This window comes from Clostridium sp. Cult1 (assembly GCF_021655095.1).
Lineage (GTDB): Bacteria > Bacillota > Clostridia > Tissierellales > Tepidimicrobiaceae > Schnuerera.
Genome location: NZ_PPXW01000001.1, coordinates 1243636 through 1260952, shown reverse-complemented (window position 1 = coordinate 1260952; position 17317 = coordinate 1243636). Strand labels below are relative to the sequence as shown.

Below are 17317 nucleotides of genomic sequence, written 5' to 3'. Positions count from 1 at the left end.
TCTTTCTATAAACAAATTCATCTTCTTTCATATTGTTTCTAAGTCGCATAGATGCAAAAAGAGTGTTTTCATAGGCTGGCGGAAAAGGATTTCTAATCCTCTAAAAAAGATTTTAAAAGCCCTTATTTGATGTAATTACAACTGAAGTCTGTTCATGTAAGGCTGATATTAACTGGGAAAACATATTAGCCTTCTCACGATTAATTGGTAGATATCCTATTTCATCAATGATTACAAGGTCTAAAGAATAGATTTTATTTATCTTTGTCTTACTTTTTCTCATTATATCCTGTGTTTTTAATAAATAGACTAGATTACCATTGATATAAAACTTACCTTGTATCCCATGTTTATAGCTTTATAGCCTAATGCTATGACTAAATGTGTCTTCCCCACACTGGGGAGCCTAGGAAGATAAACATATTTGTCCAAAATCAATTTGTCCCTGAAAACCCATTGGAAGTTCTCGTGCTGCTTCATGTTGTCTTTTAGATAAAACCTTTGGAATATCATATTTATCTCTTATGTATCTTACATAATTTCTCACACTCCTATCTGTGCATTTAATCTCTCCATATCTTTCCTTTAACCAATCCAGAATCTGGGCTGGACTCATATCTAGAAAATCTCTTAACTAACCTACTAGCCCATCTTCATATTCATCTAGTATTTTCTTTCTAACCTTCACTTTTTCCATAAATTCAGCAAATTTCTTTACCTGCATACTCCAGTATATAGATACTGTTCCATAGTCCAAATCTAAATATCTTGCTACCTGAGATTTCTTTAGTCCTAATTCTTTCATGTTTTTAATTTGATTAAACATATACCAACCCATCAATCCCATTTTCTATCTACCTCCTGTAAAATATTTTACAGGAAAGTAGATTTGTTTCATATACAACTGGAAAAATTTCAGGATTCTTATTTTCCGAAATCTCATGATTTTATTTTACCACTTACAATTAAATCTACATCCTTATTCATATTACTCACTCCCTATGCTTTGGTTATATATATTTTATATTATAATTGAAATTATAACTGAAATTTTTACCTGTAAAATGTAGCACTAAATGGCAACTTCCGCTTCAATTTGGATTTTCGGTTTATTTAAGGTCTAATATAGGCATAACCTTCCATTTGTTTCTCTGCTATTTCTATAACTCCAGCAGGAATAATCTTTACAAATTCTCCAATATTTTCTGGATTTATATTGTTTCCTTTTAATGCATTATTACAGGCTGAAAATACTACTCCTTTTTTATTAAGCTCTTCCATAGTCTCAAATAATTCATAATCAGGCAAATATCCTTTTACTGCAACTGCATTTGCCACAACTAATATATCTGAATCTTTTGCACCGTTTAAAAAATTATTAATATTTTTTAAAGTTAGTTTCCATTTTTCTATTTCATCTACATGAAATAAAACTTTTAGTTTTTTCATATAAATTCTCCTTTACTTTAATATTCAACTAAATTTAGGATACTTAATTCCATTCTTTTATATTTTATCTCCAATAGCAGTAGATACATCAATATCAAATTGATTTGCCAAAGATAAACAATATATCATTACATCTGCCAATTCTTCCTTTACATGTATGGCTTCTGAAGAATTCATAAGCTCCCATGATTCTTTTTCATTTAGCCATTGAAAAGCCTTCATTAATTCACTAGATTTTATGGCTATTTTCATAGATAAATTTTTTGGATTATGAAACTTTGCCTAATTTCTTTCTTATGTGAATTCTGATATTTTTTTATTGGATTATTATTTAATAAGCTGGGATTAGGTTCAATTTTATTTTTTTGTTTTTTCTATTATAAAATACTATAAATCCAATAGAAAGTAAGGTTAAAATGCTTATTAATGAATCTTTAGCATCTGATAAACTTTTATTGTCCACATTATAAGTTGGTACAAACAAAAGAATATTCATTATTATGCAATATATAATTCCAATGATATTAATATTTCTTTCATAAGGTTTTTTACGTATTAATATAAATATTCCAATGTATGGCATAAATACTATAATAAATATCCTTAATATCTCTTTAAAATATTCTCTATTAGTTTTCATGATCTACCCCCTGCCTTCCTTTACTTCAATCGAAATAAATGTATACTACAATCCTTTAATACTACATATTTATCTTCTTCTATTTTCATTTTAGTCTCTATATTTTTCGTCCTAAATTCAAATATCCTTTCTGCTCTAGGTTTTTTCTTAATTTATTATTTTTGAAATGTTTAAGATAAATTCTTCTGGATTTCTTCTAAATAAATAAAATGCATTTGGTTTTATTCCTTTTAATATATCTGGTATGGCCGTTCTAGTTAATTTTTGTTTCATCAACTAATTTCTCAATTAAATCATATCTTAATATAGTAACTATTTTAGAATAATCTTTATTCGACAAAATTCAGGTGATACCAAGTACCATTTTGGGTTTATTATAGTGTTAATAAATAAGCTGTATTCTTATTCTCTTTAATGCAACATAAAATGACCGTCTTTCCTCTGCAAAATTAAACTCATAGGTGAGTTTAAAACCGTGTATTCTCCAGGATGCATTGAAACTCTCATGTCTGAACTTCTAATTTTTTCTCCTATGGATTTAAACTGAGAAGAAAATATCACCCACCAGTTCAATGTATTTACAGGGCTTGACCCAAATGGAATTAAATCTGAAGTAATTCTAAATAGTTTAATACTATTTTCAATATTGTAATCAATTATATTATTTAAAGATTTCAAATTATGTTCTATAATTTCTAACAATTTTTCTTCACTTGCATTTTTCATGGTTACAGATCTAAAATTTGTATTTTTTATACCTATTACTAAACAAGCATATCCAATTTTCATTTTTATTGACTCCCATATAAATGTAATAGCCTTAACCCTTTGACACAATTAGGGTGGTACTAGGTAATATTTTATTATTTAAATATTTCTATCTGTGAAAATGGAAATACCCTATTTTATCTATATTAAAGCCTATTTTGTATAGCTCTTCTCTAATATCTTTTCTTTCGCCTATAGAAATATCATCGGTTCCTGATACAAAATAATTTCCTATATAATCTGCATTAAGGGCCTTAAAAAATAAATCAATTGTTGGAATAGTGGCAGAAAAATGTTCATGGGAATATTTAGCACCTCCAACTGATAAAAATATTCCAATCCTATTATTATTCCTTTTATAATCTTTTCCTAATTGATATTTAATAGACCAATATTTTTGGCATCTATCTATTAGATTTTTTGTTATGCCATTAACAGTATTAAAATACAAAGGAGAAGCAAGAATAAAAATATCACTATTGTCAAAATAATCATATATCTTTACCATATCATCCTTTATAACACATTCTCCTTTAGTACCACAATAATTGCAACCTTTACAGGGAGAAATATTTTCTTTAGAAATATAAATCTTATTTATCTCATTACCTTTGTCCTCTGCTCCTTTAAGCATTAAATCAAGAAGTGTATCAGTATTTTTATTAATTCTTGGGCTGCCCATTAAGGCTAATATTTTTTTCATAAATCCTCCTTGTGTAAGATAAATTTGTCCATTTACTCTTGCTACTTTTCCTCCTATAATTTTAATAGTATTTTTGTATAAAACATCCTAGGCACCAGATATTAAACCCAGCAAATCATTCTCTATAAAATCCCAATCTTTAGATAAATCCAAGGTTTTAAATTCAATATAATAATTCTCGGGGCTAATGTATTTCTCGTGAAACCTATATCCATTACTCGGATAGATTAATATCCCCCTAATATTTTCATACACTTTTTTGTTTCTATTTATATAGGTACTAATTTGATACAAATGATTGGGAATAAACTTTTTGGATTCAAATCTATAATTAAAAGCATCTTTATAATATTTTGCATCGATTATTATTTTTTCTCTTCCCTTTGTAAGTTCTATATCCGTTTCCATAATAGGTAATAAATTTATGTCACTATTATTTACAGGATCTAAATCCCAATTATATTTCCTTCTACTTACATTATAATTGGAGTGTATTTTATAAAAGTTTCTTATAAAACTTTCAAAAATAGCACTCATTTTTTCTTCATCCTTAAAGATTTCTATAAATTTATATCTCCCATACTCCTCTGTAGGAATTGAACTATTATATATAAATAAGCCCAGCTCAATTGCAAATCTATAATCTTTATTTAATTGATTATAATGGATTCTATTTAATAAATCCTTACTAAGTAAAACTTCCTCAATATCATTGAACTCAAGCAATAAGGCCTTTGCTTTCCTTTTAAAATTAGAATTTATATCTTTAAATTTGGATAACCTTAATAAAACAGTTTTAATAATTTGATTTAGAATATTATTTTGAGAAAACTCATCATATTGACAAATTAAATTTGGTTTCACTAATCTTATTGAATCCTGTATTTGTATTTTCCCTTTAATATACTTTGTATTATGTGTATTTTCATTATACTCACCATATAGACCTTGCTTAGATAATCTACTAACTTCATTTAGAAATAGTTCAATAATGACTTCGTTGCTACTTTGAAGTTTTTCAATGCTTTTGTCATTTAAGAGATCCTTATTATCTATTTTATCCCAAGCATATAGCACCATATAATAAATATTCTTTATAGGTATTTCATTCATATTGTATCTCCTAAAATCATCTTTAGCTCTTCAACAATATCCAAATCATCAAAGAAATATTCTTCTATTAATGGTAGTATTTCATAATTTATTATTTCATTATACCAAGTGTTGAAAACTTGAATATTTTCACTATCCTCTATAAAATAACTATGGCCAATTTCAAATTCCTCTCCCAATGTATCCCTAATTATATTATTAGTTTTAATCAATCTAGAATTAATCTTTTCAATTTGTTCAGAATCTAATTCCATTTTATTTTGAAGATAGTTATTAAATTTTTTAGTACCAAAGGCTGGTTTCAAAGTTATAAATGAAAATCTTCTACGAAGAGCATAATCCACTAAAGCCAAAGATCTATCTGCAGTATTCATTGTACCAATAATATACAAATTAGATGGAACAGTAAATTCTTCTTTTGAATAAGGTAGTCTTACTGTATATATATCTCTTTTATCATTTTCAATTAACATTAATAATTCACCAAAGACTTTAGATAAATTAGCTCTATTTATTTCATCTATTATTAAGAAGTATTCATTCTCTAGGTTTTCTCTTGCATTAGTACAAATATCGTAAAAAATTCCCTTTTCTATATCATATCCACCATTCATCTGAGGCCTTAGACCCTCTACAAATTCTTCATAGGAATAACTTTGATGAAATTGAATCATTTCTATGCTATTTTCAGATAAATTTTCAAAATTATTTTGTATTATGCTTTTAATACTGAATGTTTTTCCAACACCTGGGACTCCCCTTAGAATAATTGCCTTTTTTCGCTTTAATACTCTTACTATTTCATCTATATAATCATCATCAATAAATATATCTTCTAAAGTATCTATTTTAGTTTCAATTGTTACTACATCAGGAGCCTCTGCATCTTCAGAAATAGTCTCTAAATAATAAATCCATATTGCACGGGATAATTTAATTAGATCTCCACCAAGCCCCTGCTCCTCCATAAATTTTTTCAATTTTATATTCATCATTATAGAGTCCATATTTGAATTATATTCCATTCCAAAATATTTAAATATCTTTCTAAAAATAGTTACAGAGCTTAAATGCAACAACTCCCCTGGTCTATATAGCATTAATACTTTTCCCCGAATAGTGTTGGTACCGCTAGGTAATCCCACAATATCTCCACTTTCATAAGTATCTGTGTTAAATTCCTTTATTAATTTATATAGTCCTTTTTTATATAATTCAAATATTTCTTCAATAGTATTATTAGGATATTTATTTTTTAAATATTTAATTGTATCATATTCATTTCCATCAGTATTGAAAATAATTTTGTTTTGGTTATTTCCCAAAAAACCCTTAAATATTTCATTTGTGCCATGTTCTATTGCATAAGCTAGAGTATCCTTAGACCCTTTTTTATCATATTCTTCTAAATTTAAGTCTAGAAGATTCTCCAATGGGAAGTCCTCATTAAATTTTGTAATGCAATCATCTACTTCTTTTGGATCTATGTCTAATTTAAAATCCTTATAAAATTTCTTAAAATCTTCAATTCTATATTGGTATTCCAGTAAATCATCAATTGTTTTCCCATCTCTTGTTTTCCAATTCTTATTACCCGATGTACCATTGGTTAATATAACTCCTGAAGCATGATAGGGTATTTCAAAAACATAGTCTTCAATAAATTCATAGTTTTGAATAATCTTCCTATTAATTAACTTATCCCTTAATCTTGCAATATTTTCATAATATCTTCGAAAAGAATTAGTTTCCTCCTTTGCGACCATGCTACCCTTTAATACCTTTAAGGTATTATCTTTAATATTGTATAAACCTTCTGCTTTGAGATTTTTGCTGCTTAAATACACTCTAATAATTTCATCCATTATTATCACCTTCGTATAATATATATTTGACAAAATTCGGGTTGTACCAAGTGCCTTTTACTTATTCAAAATTAACTTCTATTGCTGGTGTATCCATAATAGCATTCCAACCATCAGTTTCAAATATATGGAAACTCAATTCCATATTATCTATAGATTTTATATCATTATCTATTAGATCACTTTCTAAAAATGTTATAGTATCATATGCCTTTTTGCCAGCAACTACTTCACTAGAAAAAATAGGATCAACCATAATACCGTTAATCGAAACATCTCTTGTTTGAATAGTTATATCCTGGTCGGTATTATTTTCTATATATACATACACGTCAGCGCCCCAAAAACTATCTTCACTGCTAACCCTCTTTATTACAACTTTTATATCGTTTTCGTCTAAAGCTACAATACCACTTTCATCGTATTCTTGGATATATTCTTGATCTGATATAGTATCAATAGAAATAGCAGTAGAGTCAAAAATAGCATCCCAGGTATCAGAATTAAACACATGAAACTTTAATTCAAAATTCTGTATTCTTTCTATTTGAGCATATTCTAGTTCTGATTCCATAAATGTTATTTTATCATTTGCCTTCTTACCTGGTGCTACATCACAAGAGAATATTGACTCGACCATTATTTCGTTGATTGATGAATCACGAACTTGTACAGTAATTGGCGCCGTAGAATTGTTTTCAATAAAAACTTTCAGCGAAGGGCCAAATAGTCCATCAAATTCAAGAGATTTTAGGGTGATTTTAATATCATTTTGATCCAATAGCACCTGTTCTTCGACTGTTTCTCTTTTAGCCTTATCTTTCTGTGTTTCCTGCTGAGTATTATCACTAGATACATTGGTTGCATTGCTATTTTGTTTATTCCCTTGTTCTCCAGGAGATGATGAGCAGGCCACCATCAATACCATGGATAAGATTAACAATAAAGATAAATACCTTTTGTTTGATTTAAGCATAAAATCCCTCCTAATATTTTTAATTTCACTTCCGTCTTTAAGGTATAAATTTGCCCAAAAATACAATATTTATTATCTGATACCTTTTCCATAATCCCTTTCCTTACTAAGCTACTTTTCATTTTATAATAGCTTCCGTGGCAGCTGGTCTATTGTCTAAAACAGCAGTTGATCCTTTAAGAACCATTTATTTATCTTCATCTATTATCACTTTGACTTCAACATTTTTTATTTTATATTCAAATATTTTTCTACTCTAAGCTTTTCTTCTTCGTAAAATATCTTTTGACATTCTAGTATATCTATCCCTATTGAAAACAATATTAACTTTATTACTTCTAATAATTGTTCTATTCCTGAATTATCCACTGCCAAGCTTACAATCTTCATGATTCCAATCTCTTAGGTCATATTTAGGTTCTCTATTGCTCCAGCTAATTAGATTTAATTCTTTAGTCTAGCCTTTAGCTGATTCTGAGATTATATCTATATATTCTGTGATTTCATATTGAAAATTTGACATTTTAACTCCTCCTTAATAGAATTTAAATCCCTTCGATATCAAATATTTTTCCATCTCAATATCTGATTTCACACTATCATAATTACTTTTTATTTTACCTACTTTCAAGTCCTCAATTATATAAATAAAAAATTCTTCAAAATCTACATTATCAGCAATAAGTCTATCTATAGTAGTCCAATCTAAATCAGTCCTTTCTCTAGCAGGTAATATGATCTCGCTTTGAGATACATCTTCACTATTTAATTTAATTACTCCTATACCAAAAGCACTATTTAGTCTTTGTAATTCATTTATAAGTTCTGAATCATCTTGAATATTCAAACATACTAAATACCCTTCATTAGCCCAGCTTGAGTTGGATACAGCTTGAAAATAATATTCTCTTAAACTTGAAAAGTCTAAGTCAATTTTAAGTTCAAAAGAAAATAACTTAATACTATTCACAGATAACGACCTTTGTACCTCCGTTGTTAGATTTTCAAAATCTTCAAAAGGAAAATAAACTGCTACAATATCTGGGTGCAACCATTTGTTTACTCCTTCTCTCTTTTTAATAGATTTTTCATGATAGACTGTCTTAGCATATGCTTTAAAATGTGGATCCTCGTTAATAAATTTAACTAGCAAAGGGTGTATATCTCTTTCATTATATTGTGTAGGTTTCTCAAATCCTTCTGGTTTTTCAATCTTTTCTTGGATAATATTGGGATTCTCCTTCTCAGCATACTCTTTCAAATAAAATCTAGTTGGTCTTTTGCCGACTTTAACATATTTAGAATTTTTATTGTCTCTCATATCTACATACAATCTTGCACTTATTGTTTTCCAAGGAGTCTTTCCAGTACTTCCAAGTTTCTTATCCAATCCTAATTCCACTGCCTTTTCCCATAATTCTTTTTCAGATAATGGTTTTTTACTATATTCTAAAACTTCATCTACTAGATCAAGAAATGTATATGTAGCCAAAATTATCCCCCCATTGATTTATAAATATTACTCCACTCCCAATGCCTTAAATACAGCATCTTCTGCCGAGCTATAAAATATTAAATTAAAAGAACCTACAAGCTCAGGCGGTACTGTTCCTAGATCAGCTGCTGATGTTAGAGGTAATAGTACCTTCTTTGCTCCACTATCTTGACATACTTGTAATGTATTGGCTAATTCTTCAACTTTTATCAAAGTTCCTCCTATACTTACATCTCCTAAAACAGCCATACTAGTAAGTACTGGCTTTTTTAATGCTACTGAACATATAGCTATTATGGTAGGTAAAGTTAATTCTGTTGCCATTCCTATTCCATTTAAATCTTGTATATGTATAAGATAATCCTTTGTTGTTGTACTTATATTTCCACTTATGCTGCTACTATTAGCTTTAAGATACTTATAAGCATTATCTACTGACTCTTTAGCTCTAGAATTTGAACCAATTCCTGTCCTTTCAAATTTACCATTTCCAGAAGTCATTTGAGTTTCTAATTTGAATACTCCTATCATTCCCGATTCTCCCCTAGAGACACTATACAAATGTCCTGGCTTACCTATTCCATCTGGAATAAGGGTTCCGCTACTTTGTTCTGGTACAGGTACATATTCTTCTTCGAATGTTTCATTGTCTATATAAGAGAAGTTAACATCGTAAAATTCCATTCCACCTATTTTCTTAAGTTGTTCCTTAACTCTCCTTCTCATTTCCAATGAAAATCTCAGTATTTTTTCAATATCATTTTTCGTATATTCTCCATGAGGATATATTAGCTTTACCATACCTGATACAGTCTTTTTAACAGCAATAGTATCCCTTTGATTTAATTGGCTACCTAGTTTGAAATATTTTTCATAAGCATCCCCATAGGATATTTTTCTCAATTCTCTCATTACTTCAGCAAAATAATCTGTTATAAATCCATAATCGTTTGTAAAATGGTATGGCCTATACTTTGGAATTTCCCAACCTGGTGAATAGCAATGCATTCTATCTAAAAAAGCTGTATCCATTCCCATGGCTTCAGGAAAAGGTTCAAATAAATGAGAAGTCTTTAATAGAACATCTACAGATTGATTAATATTTCCTACAAAAGCAAAAGAAGCTGTGGCATTTTTTTCTTCCTTTCCTCGTGAGAAAGAACCAGAAGCCATATAGTCTTTCATTATTTGTACACCATCTTTATCTTTAAAAGTAATTCCTGCAACTTCATCAAAAGCTACACAATCCCACATTCCCACAAGCCCGACCTGTCTAGTGTTCATATTATAAAATAGATTAGCTACAGTAGTTTGTCCACCTGAAACCAATATAGAATTTGGTGAAATCTCCTTATATACATGGGATTTCCCTGTTCCTCTAGGACCTAGTTCACAGAAATTATAATTATTTTCTACTAATGGTACTAGTCTTACTAAATGCAACCATTTTTCTCTTTCATTAAGTTTATCTGGTTCCATTCCAGTGCTTCTCAAAATTATGTCTATCCATTCTTCAGTTGTGAATTTTCCCCTAGCCTTTTTAAACTCATCCATATCAATGCTTGGCATCTGAACAGGAGTTAATTTGTTGATGATAAAAGGAACTCTATTCCTATCTCCTTCGTCAAAAAAATATTCCATCTGTACTATACACCAAATACCCCCTGCTAAAAGTCTTTCATATTTTGAGGGATAAGTATCTGATATAGGAACTCCTTTAAGTCCTAAATTGGAAAACTCTGCTTCATAAGTATCCGTTCTATAATTTAATTTTACCGATACCTTGTCTATAACAGTATAGCTTCCTGTCTCTCTAAGCTTTGAAATTATCTTCTGCGCTTCATCAGGTCTTACATAGTTTCTAGATAATATATTCTTTACATTCTGAACTCCTTGTTCTATTACATCTTCATCTTGAGATGAACAATACATACCTAGCAAATATTCCAGTACATATACTGGAACATTTGCCCCTTCTTTTATTCTTTTAGTTAAATCCTTTCTCACAATTTTACCAGGAAAATGAGTTAAAAGTTTGTTAAGTAATTGGTCCCTATCTAATAAATTAGGCATTTAACTCCCCCTTATATATCAAAGCCAAAATCATCTGCAAAAACTATATCTATGATAACTTGCTGTCTATAAATTTCTATTCCTGTTTCCGCATCTGTTATTGTAAAATAATATTCTTCATCTCTACTATATTTTTTATTTCTAAGGCTAAACTTTAAATTAAATATACGATCTGAAGAATCTTCTGACTTACTTTTGGCGACATATATTTCCTCATTGGAAATCAATTCTCCATCTTTATCTATGAATCCAATTTTATAGGTAGCTGGTTTAATAATATCTGAAACGGGTTCCTGTTGAACAAAGTCTAAATTAAGTAATAAACTAGTAATCTTTGATACCATGCTTATAAGAGATATCTTTACCTTTTCTACTTCTACAGCACCTCTAATAGTTTTTACTTTAATTACAGGAACTATAATCTCTTGGGGTGAGCATCCACCATGAACAAAGTTTTGTCCCCCTCCCTGTGTTTTAAATACATTGGATGTTAAAGGTGTTGTTATAGTTCTTTCATCATAATTACCTAAAACATCTGATACAATGATGTTTTTAGTACCTAATATATCATAGCTATGTTCTGATATTATAAATCTCCTATTGATCTTATCCTCTTTTTCAAAAAACTTATCTATCTTGTCAGACTCTTTATTGTTGTTTCTAGTATATATAAACCCATGATCTGATGTAATAACAAATCTAGTTGCTGAAACATTATTGGTAAGTCTTTTTATTATATCTTCTATTTCCTCCATTGCTTCATAACAAGCATCAAAAACCTCATCTTCTGCACTATGTGCCCTAGCATCTATTTGATTGTGATAAATATATATTACCTCTTTGCCAGCAAAAAACTCCCTCATTTCCTGCTTTTTCATTTTGATTAATTTATCATATTGTATGCTATCACTTTTAGGATTTTTAGATTGTAATATGGTATTCCTCTCCACAATATTGCTAGTAGGATTCCCATCCACATAGACTCCATAATCATCAGTAATTTCAATATTTTTATTAGGTAAAAGAGCTGCCATACCTAAAGTAGTATAGCTTGGTAATACACCAATTTGAGGCTCTATTTTAGCTTCAATTTTTTCATCATACTTAAATCTTTCCATTAACTCTTTTCCTACTTCATATCTAAAAGCGTCAGATATTATTACAATTATTCTTTCAGTTTTTCCTACTATAAAATTATTGTAAAAATCCTTTTGGAACTTATATTTGCCTTTTAGCTTACTATAATCCATCATATTACTGAATTCTTTAGAAACTACATCTAAATATCTATTTACATATATGTTTTCAACTAAAGTTTGTAATTCTTCAAATATAACATTATTTTTAACTTTATCTAAATGATAATAGAATCTTCTATAATAAGTGTCCATCTTATAATATTCTTTATCATATTCCACTACTAGATCAAATATATTATCTTTGGGCTTAAAATCTTTATTTAGTATTAAATAATAAGCATTTATTAAAACATCATAATGATTGCTATATTTGTCCTTGAAATGTTTGAACTTTCTACTTTTACATATTTCGGGTATAGTTAAACCTTCGACTTCTACATTTAAATTTTCATCTAATAATCTGTCTGAAATCCAATTAATTATTCTTTCATCAATACCTTTAAATACATCTACATTTATTAAATCTTGTATTTCACAATCTATAAAAATTCTATCTCCATCTATGCTCCTATATACTTCTTCAGAAATTCTTCTAAAACTATCTTGATATAAATTACTATTCATCATCTGATCAACAAAAGCCATAACTGTACCTGGTTTATCTAATATATACTTGTTTAAATTTGAAGGTAATATCCCATTGGTTTGGTTTTTTGCATAGGTTAACAATAAACTTATGCAAAACTTTATAAGGCTTGGTTCTTCGTCTATATAGGAAAATTTAATCTTACAATATTCCCAAAAAACTTCCTCTAATTCATATTTAGAAAACTCCTTCATATATTTATTATTGGATAAATCTTCAGATAACACAATCCTCACAACTTCCTCAAAATTTGCCACCTTTGATTTTGCTAATGCAGCTAATAAACCTACTTCTATACTCTCTTTATTATAGATATCTACTTCTAAATCATAGAACCTTTTAGTCCTCTCTTTGGAATTAAAAAATTTAATATATTTTTCTAATACTGGTTTGTATGCTATATCAATGCCCAAATCTGCAACTAAAAGAGAAACCCTATCGGCAAAAAACTCTTTAGAATAAAGAATGGTATCAGCTAAATGATTGTTCCTATTATCTGGCTTTTCAAATGGTGCATATATAAGGTAATTACTCTCCTTATCTTCCCTCTCTAATAATACTTTGGTTTTAAATAGATTTGTTGGAGTTAAGTAATGAATCTTAGTATTTTCAAGATTCAAACTTTCTATATCATCTACAAATTCTTGTTTTTCATCATACCAAAATATAATAACCCTGTCTTCTTCTTTAAACTCATCATTTAATTTGTCTTCAATTTGTTTTAAATTTAACTCAGCCATAAATCACACTCCACTTCCTAAATCTTAGCAAGTATTTGATATTTTTCCCCATCATTATCTGTTTGCACCTTTTCATAATTTACTTTTACACCATCGTCTAAGTCTATAGCTATTCTTGAAAGAGCTATATGCCCTATTTTTTTATCATAGTCTTTACATTCTTTAAGTTGTTTCATTATCTTTTCTAGTTTTTTTTCTGATTTAGCTACTTCATTTGCATTGCTATTATTTGCTATGTCATCCCTTAAAAAGTCTATCCTATTTTCATAAATTCTTTGTAGTTTGTGCAAATAATCTATTCTTACTCTACCTGTAGTATCCTCATCATATCTATGCATATAGATTAATGCTTTAAAACCATTTTCTTTTCCACTATCGTATAACCAATAAATAGGTCTTTTACCCTCCCTTGGCATACTATATTGACTACAATGATTATCATAAAAATCATTTAAAAAATATTTTCTTATCTTCTCTTTTGGAGTTCCTATACCTTTTAAAGAATCTGCTATGAATTTAAGATTTTCTTCTAGATTTTCTTTTCCAAAACTTATCCTAACAAATTCTACAAACCTATTTGCTAAATCGTCTTCAAAGTATTCCTCATCTGTTATTACTACTATATTGTCTTCTACTGGTTTAAATTTATTATATCTACTTATATCAAATTCCCCACCTGCATAGACTAAGCCTTTTTCATCTAAACTATATCTTCCAAAAATACATCCTACTCCATAGGATATAAAAGATTTAACTACATCCTCTTTAGTTAGAATATATTGATTTCCTTTGATATCTTCATATATATCTTTTTTATCATCAAATATTTTAGCTATGGTAATATCTTTGTCTGATACTTCTGGTGTTAATTCGTCTTCTAAACCATAAATTTCTATAAATATTTCATTTAGTAGTTCTTCATTAGATTTAAGTTTAGCAAATTCACTATGGGTAAAATCCTTCCACTTATAATATGCGTCCTCAATTGTCAAGTGTTTATTATCAATTTTGAAATACAAAAATGGATGGGTTTTAAAATTCCATGAAGTTTCAAAAGAGTCCAAGTCTGTTTTTGAGATTTCAATATTTTCTTTTACTAATTTTATTACCAATTTGTATTTAACATTATCAACAACATATGGCAAATTATATATATCACTTATATAAGTATTTAAAGTTGGATTTAATACACTTAGAAATTTTCCAGATATATTACTATTTAAAAAACCCAACACATAGTGTAGTTCTTCTATATTAGCATTGTATATCATAGGTGTACCTGTACCACATACACAATTTTTTAACATACTATAATTTTTTTGTTTATTTGAACCAGTCTGTGACCATCCTACACCTTTTGCAAAATAATAATTTTTATCCCCTCTTCTCACAGATTTCCCAACCTTATTATCATCCCATAAATCCGAAAGCTTTATAACATAATTAATATTTCCATACCATTTTTTAAACGATCCCCCTTTAGAATATAATACATATTTATGGTTTATATCATATGGTTTATACTCAATAAAATCATTATTTACCTCATACCAATATCTTATAAAATATATATCTTTGCCCGTTACAATCCCCGCCTTCGGTATGAATGATTCTTCTATACTATTATGTTCTTTATATAACTTGATTTGTTTCTCAGTCAATGAATATACAAAAATGTTTTCTGGCAGCTCTAATATTCTTTTCATATCATATAAATATAGGATATTATTGTGCTTGTGTCTAAAATGGAATTTTTCTTCTTTGTTTTTAACTTCTACTAATCTTAAAATCGTAGTGATGTAATCTATATTAAACTTTCCCACTACAAATGCAATCGACTGAACAACTTCCCCAGATATTTCCTCGAAAGTTCCTGGTCCCAAATGCAACATCGAAAGAATATTACTATAATTAACAACATTATATCTAAATTTTACATAACTATATGCGAACATAAAGTTATGTTGGGTTATCATTGAATTATACCCAAATCTACTGGTAATAATAAAACATTTTTCCATAAATACAGAGTACAAATCATACCAACTATCTTTGTAATTTCTTTCGACATACTTTTTTAAAATTTTCGACATATTATCAGAACCTAAGTAAGGTGGATTTGCTAGTACTATACTATATCTATCTGACAATGTTCTAGTTAGCTCTAGTATATAAATTATATCTTCTTGAGTAGTTTCTATTTTGTCTGCCTCCATAGGTACTTGCCCATGGAGGTTTAGTGCACTTGCAAATTTTATAAGTTCATCATAATTATATTCTTTATCAATTTTTATTATAGAACCCAATTCTCTGCCATCTTTAAATAATTCTACTATTTCTAATATGTCCTTTTTAAGGGCTTCTCTATATTTTTCATCTTCTATATTCCCACCTAAAAAATCTATCTGCTTTACATTTATATCTTTACTATCTATAAAATAATATAAATTGTTTTCTATCTCTTTATTAAGTATTCTTCTACTATATTGTCTACCTTTCATCATAAGAGAAAAATATGCTAGTTGATATGCTCTTTTATCTATGTCCAATCCATATAGATTGTTCTCTATTATACTTTCTGCTGCTTCTCGTTCTGTATATCCTTCTTCTAAATGAAATTGCATAAACATTTCAAAAGCATATACAAGTATATGTCCACTTCCCATAGAAGGATCTATAAATGTTATATCTTCAACTTTTAAATATTTTCTATCTTCTCTGATGTTTTTAAGATCTACTTTTACTTCTTCCACTTGTTCTGCTTCTGGTAGATAATATTCCCATCCATATTCTTTAGCTAATTCTTCCTCTGTTTTATCTGTTCCAATTGCTATTTTTCTCTCTATCCAAAGTCTACCTAAAGAGTTTTGTACCATGTATTGTACAATCCATTCTGGAGTAAATAACTGGGTTTTAGCTGGTAGAGTGTTTTTATCCACTTTCTTGTTTTTCTTAACAGCTGCATCTATCTCTGCTTTAAGTTCAGTATTATAATACTGATACAACCAACCTATTATCTCTATCTGCCCTGTTTCTTCTATATCAAAAGGCTCTTCTCCTATGTCTTCTATTAGTTTGTACACTACTCCTTCTGGATCGTTATAAGATATATTTAAAAGCAGCTCTGCATAGTCATCGGTTTTTTCAAATAGTTCTGGTAGATTTTTGTTTAATGCATTACATTGTTTGATAAACATAAATTGGAATAGATCATCCATGGCTTCTGCACTACCGTCCAGTTTTAGTTCATCTAATTTTTCAAATTCTTCTTCTGTTATTCCTATATCTGTATCCCTATAGTAAGTTACAAACTCTGGTTCTCTAACTCCTTCTTTACCTGAAGATAATATTCTCATTTTATCGGGCATATAATTGTTTACTTCCATAAATCTTATAGCAATTATTCTATTAAACCAAGTGTAAGCTACTTCTTCTATTAAGGTTTTATATGCTGTTTTGTAGCCTGATTCATCTTCTCTTTTTTTAAGTTCTTTTACTAATTTTTTATACTTTTTTACATCTTCTCCATGTATTCTATAAGGCTCAATCTCCCCTATATTAAAAATAAACATATCCTCAGTAGATTCAGGAAGAGGGTCTTTAATACCCTCTTTTGTTATTCCTATAAAATTAGCTTTCGTTTCTATATCCTTTATGAGTTTTTGTCTTGAATACATGGCAAAGTTTTTAAGTGCTGTTTTATCCATTGT

The 17317-nt window shown here is 28.6% G+C and carries 16 protein-coding genes and 1 pseudogene; all 17 read right to left on the bottom strand.

From position 1 onward, the window contains the following. Positions 1-112: 112 nt before the first annotated feature. A pseudogene (locus C3E89_RS13500) lies at positions 113-480 on the bottom strand (ATP-binding protein). After that, positions 407-616, bottom strand: a complete 210-nt coding sequence (locus tag C3E89_RS06185) for a hypothetical protein (protein ID WP_236911594.1) — start codon at positions 614-616, stop codon at positions 407-409. The pseudogene C3E89_RS13500 and the gene C3E89_RS06185 overlap by 74 nt, the downstream one beginning before the upstream one ends. A gap of 18 nt (positions 617-634) precedes the next feature. Next, positions 635-847 (bottom strand): integrase, encoded by a 213-nt coding sequence (locus C3E89_RS06180; protein ID WP_236911593.1) that lies wholly within the window; start codon positions 845-847, stop codon positions 635-637. Between the two features lie 266 nt (positions 848-1113). Further along, positions 1114-1449, bottom strand: a complete 336-nt coding sequence (locus C3E89_RS06175) for a DsrE family protein (RefSeq protein ID WP_089863723.1) — start codon at positions 1447-1449, stop codon at positions 1114-1116. 57 nt (positions 1450-1506) lie between these two features. After that, on the bottom strand, positions 1507-1701 hold the full coding sequence (locus tag C3E89_RS06170; protein WP_236911592.1) for a MazG-like family protein: 195 nt from the start codon (positions 1699-1701) through the stop codon (positions 1507-1509). Positions 1702-1780: 79 nt separating this feature from the next. After that, entirely contained in the window at positions 1781-2089 is a 309-nt protein-coding gene (locus C3E89_RS06165) for a hypothetical protein (RefSeq protein ID WP_236911591.1), read from the bottom strand. A gap of 147 nt (positions 2090-2236) precedes the next feature. Then, the gene (locus C3E89_RS13295; RefSeq protein ID WP_272876577.1) at positions 2237-2362 is read right to left on the bottom strand and encodes a hypothetical protein; all 126 of its coding nucleotides are present in this window, start codon (positions 2360-2362) and stop codon (positions 2237-2239) included. A gap of 138 nt (positions 2363-2500) precedes the next feature. After that, a complete protein-coding gene (locus C3E89_RS06160) occupies positions 2501-2878 on the bottom strand; it encodes a hypothetical protein (protein WP_336512934.1) in 378 nt (125 codons plus the stop codon). 88 nt (positions 2879-2966) lie between these two features. After that, positions 2967-3560 (bottom strand): flavodoxin family protein, encoded by a 594-nt coding sequence (locus tag C3E89_RS06155; protein ID WP_236911590.1) that lies wholly within the window; start codon positions 3558-3560, stop codon positions 2967-2969. A gap of 87 nt (positions 3561-3647) precedes the next feature. After that, positions 3648-4673 (bottom strand): 5-methylcytosine restriction system specificity protein McrC, encoded by a 1026-nt coding sequence (locus C3E89_RS06150; protein WP_089863715.1) that lies wholly within the window; start codon positions 4671-4673, stop codon positions 3648-3650. Continuing rightward, positions 4670-6538, bottom strand: a complete 1869-nt coding sequence (locus C3E89_RS06145) for an AAA family ATPase (RefSeq protein ID WP_236911589.1) — start codon at positions 6536-6538, stop codon at positions 4670-4672. The genes C3E89_RS06150 and C3E89_RS06145 overlap by 4 nt, the downstream gene beginning before the upstream one ends. Before the next feature lie 61 nt (positions 6539-6599). Further along, positions 6600-7514, bottom strand: coding sequence for a hypothetical protein (locus C3E89_RS06140; RefSeq protein WP_236911588.1), 915 nt, complete (start codon positions 7512-7514; stop codon positions 6600-6602). A gap of 228 nt (positions 7515-7742) precedes the next feature. Beyond that, positions 7743-7904 (bottom strand): hypothetical protein, encoded by a 162-nt coding sequence (locus tag C3E89_RS06135; RefSeq protein ID WP_176760125.1) that lies wholly within the window; start codon positions 7902-7904, stop codon positions 7743-7745. Between the two features lie 145 nt (positions 7905-8049). Continuing rightward, complete coding sequence (locus tag C3E89_RS06130) at positions 8050-9006, bottom strand: COG2958 family protein (RefSeq protein ID WP_236911587.1); 957 nt, start codon at positions 9004-9006, stop codon at positions 8050-8052. Positions 9007-9033: 27 nt separating this feature from the next. After that, on the bottom strand, positions 9034-11082 hold the full coding sequence (gene brxL, locus C3E89_RS06125; protein ID WP_236911586.1) for a protease Lon-related BREX system protein BrxL: 2049 nt from the start codon (positions 11080-11082) through the stop codon (positions 9034-9036). Between the two features lie 11 nt (positions 11083-11093). Continuing rightward, a complete protein-coding gene (gene pglZ, locus C3E89_RS06120) occupies positions 11094-13607 on the bottom strand; it encodes a BREX-1 system phosphatase PglZ type A (RefSeq protein WP_236911585.1) in 2514 nt (837 codons plus the stop codon). Between the two features lie 17 nt (positions 13608-13624). Then, on the bottom strand, positions 13625-17314 hold the full coding sequence (gene pglX / locus C3E89_RS06115) for a BREX-1 system adenine-specific DNA-methyltransferase PglX (protein WP_236911584.1): 3690 nt from the start codon (positions 17312-17314) through the stop codon (positions 13625-13627). Positions 17315-17317 lie beyond the last annotated feature (3 nt).

Coding starts and splice junctions, on each gene's coding strand:
- C3E89_RS06160 (WP_336512934.1), bottom strand. CDS start 2,878: ATGAAAATTGGATATGCTTGTTTAGTAATAGGTATAAAAAATACAAAT.
- brxL (WP_236911586.1), bottom strand. CDS start 11,082: ATGCCTAATTTATTAGATAGGGACCAATTACTTAACAAACTTTTAACT.
- C3E89_RS06155 (WP_236911590.1), bottom strand. CDS start 3,560: ATGAAAAAAATATTAGCCTTAATGGGCAGCCCAAGAATTAATAAAAAT.
- C3E89_RS06150 (WP_089863715.1), bottom strand. CDS start 4,673: ATGAATGAAATACCTATAAAGAATATTTATTATATGGTGCTATATGCT.
- C3E89_RS06165 (WP_236911591.1), bottom strand. CDS start 2,089: ATGAAAACTAATAGAGAATATTTTAAAGAGATATTAAGGATATTTATT.
- pglZ (WP_236911585.1), bottom strand. CDS start 13,607: ATGGCTGAGTTAAATTTAAAACAAATTGAAGACAAATTAAATGATGAG.
- C3E89_RS06135 (WP_176760125.1), bottom strand. CDS start 7,904: ATGAAGATTGTAAGCTTGGCAGTGGATAATTCAGGAATAGAACAATTA.
- C3E89_RS13295 (WP_272876577.1), bottom strand. CDS start 2,362: ATGAAACAAAAATTAACTAGAACGGCCATACCAGATATATTAAAAGGA.
- C3E89_RS06140 (WP_236911588.1), bottom strand. CDS start 7,514: ATGCTTAAATCAAACAAAAGGTATTTATCTTTATTGTTAATCTTATCC.
- pglX (WP_236911584.1), bottom strand. CDS start 17,314: ATGGATAAAACAGCACTTAAAAACTTTGCCATGTATTCAAGACAAAAA.
- C3E89_RS06170 (WP_236911592.1), bottom strand. CDS start 1,701: ATGAAAATAGCCATAAAATCTAGTGAATTAATGAAGGCTTTTCAATGG.
- C3E89_RS06145 (WP_236911589.1), bottom strand. CDS start 6,538: ATGGATGAAATTATTAGAGTGTATTTAAGCAGCAAAAATCTCAAAGCA.
- C3E89_RS06175 (WP_089863723.1), bottom strand. CDS start 1,449: ATGAAAAAACTAAAAGTTTTATTTCATGTAGATGAAATAGAAAAATGG.
- C3E89_RS06185 (WP_236911594.1), bottom strand. CDS start 616: ATGAGTCCAGCCCAGATTCTGGATTGGTTAAAGGAAAGATATGGAGAG.
- C3E89_RS06180 (WP_236911593.1), bottom strand. CDS start 847: ATGGGATTGATGGGTTGGTATATGTTTAATCAAATTAAAAACATGAAA.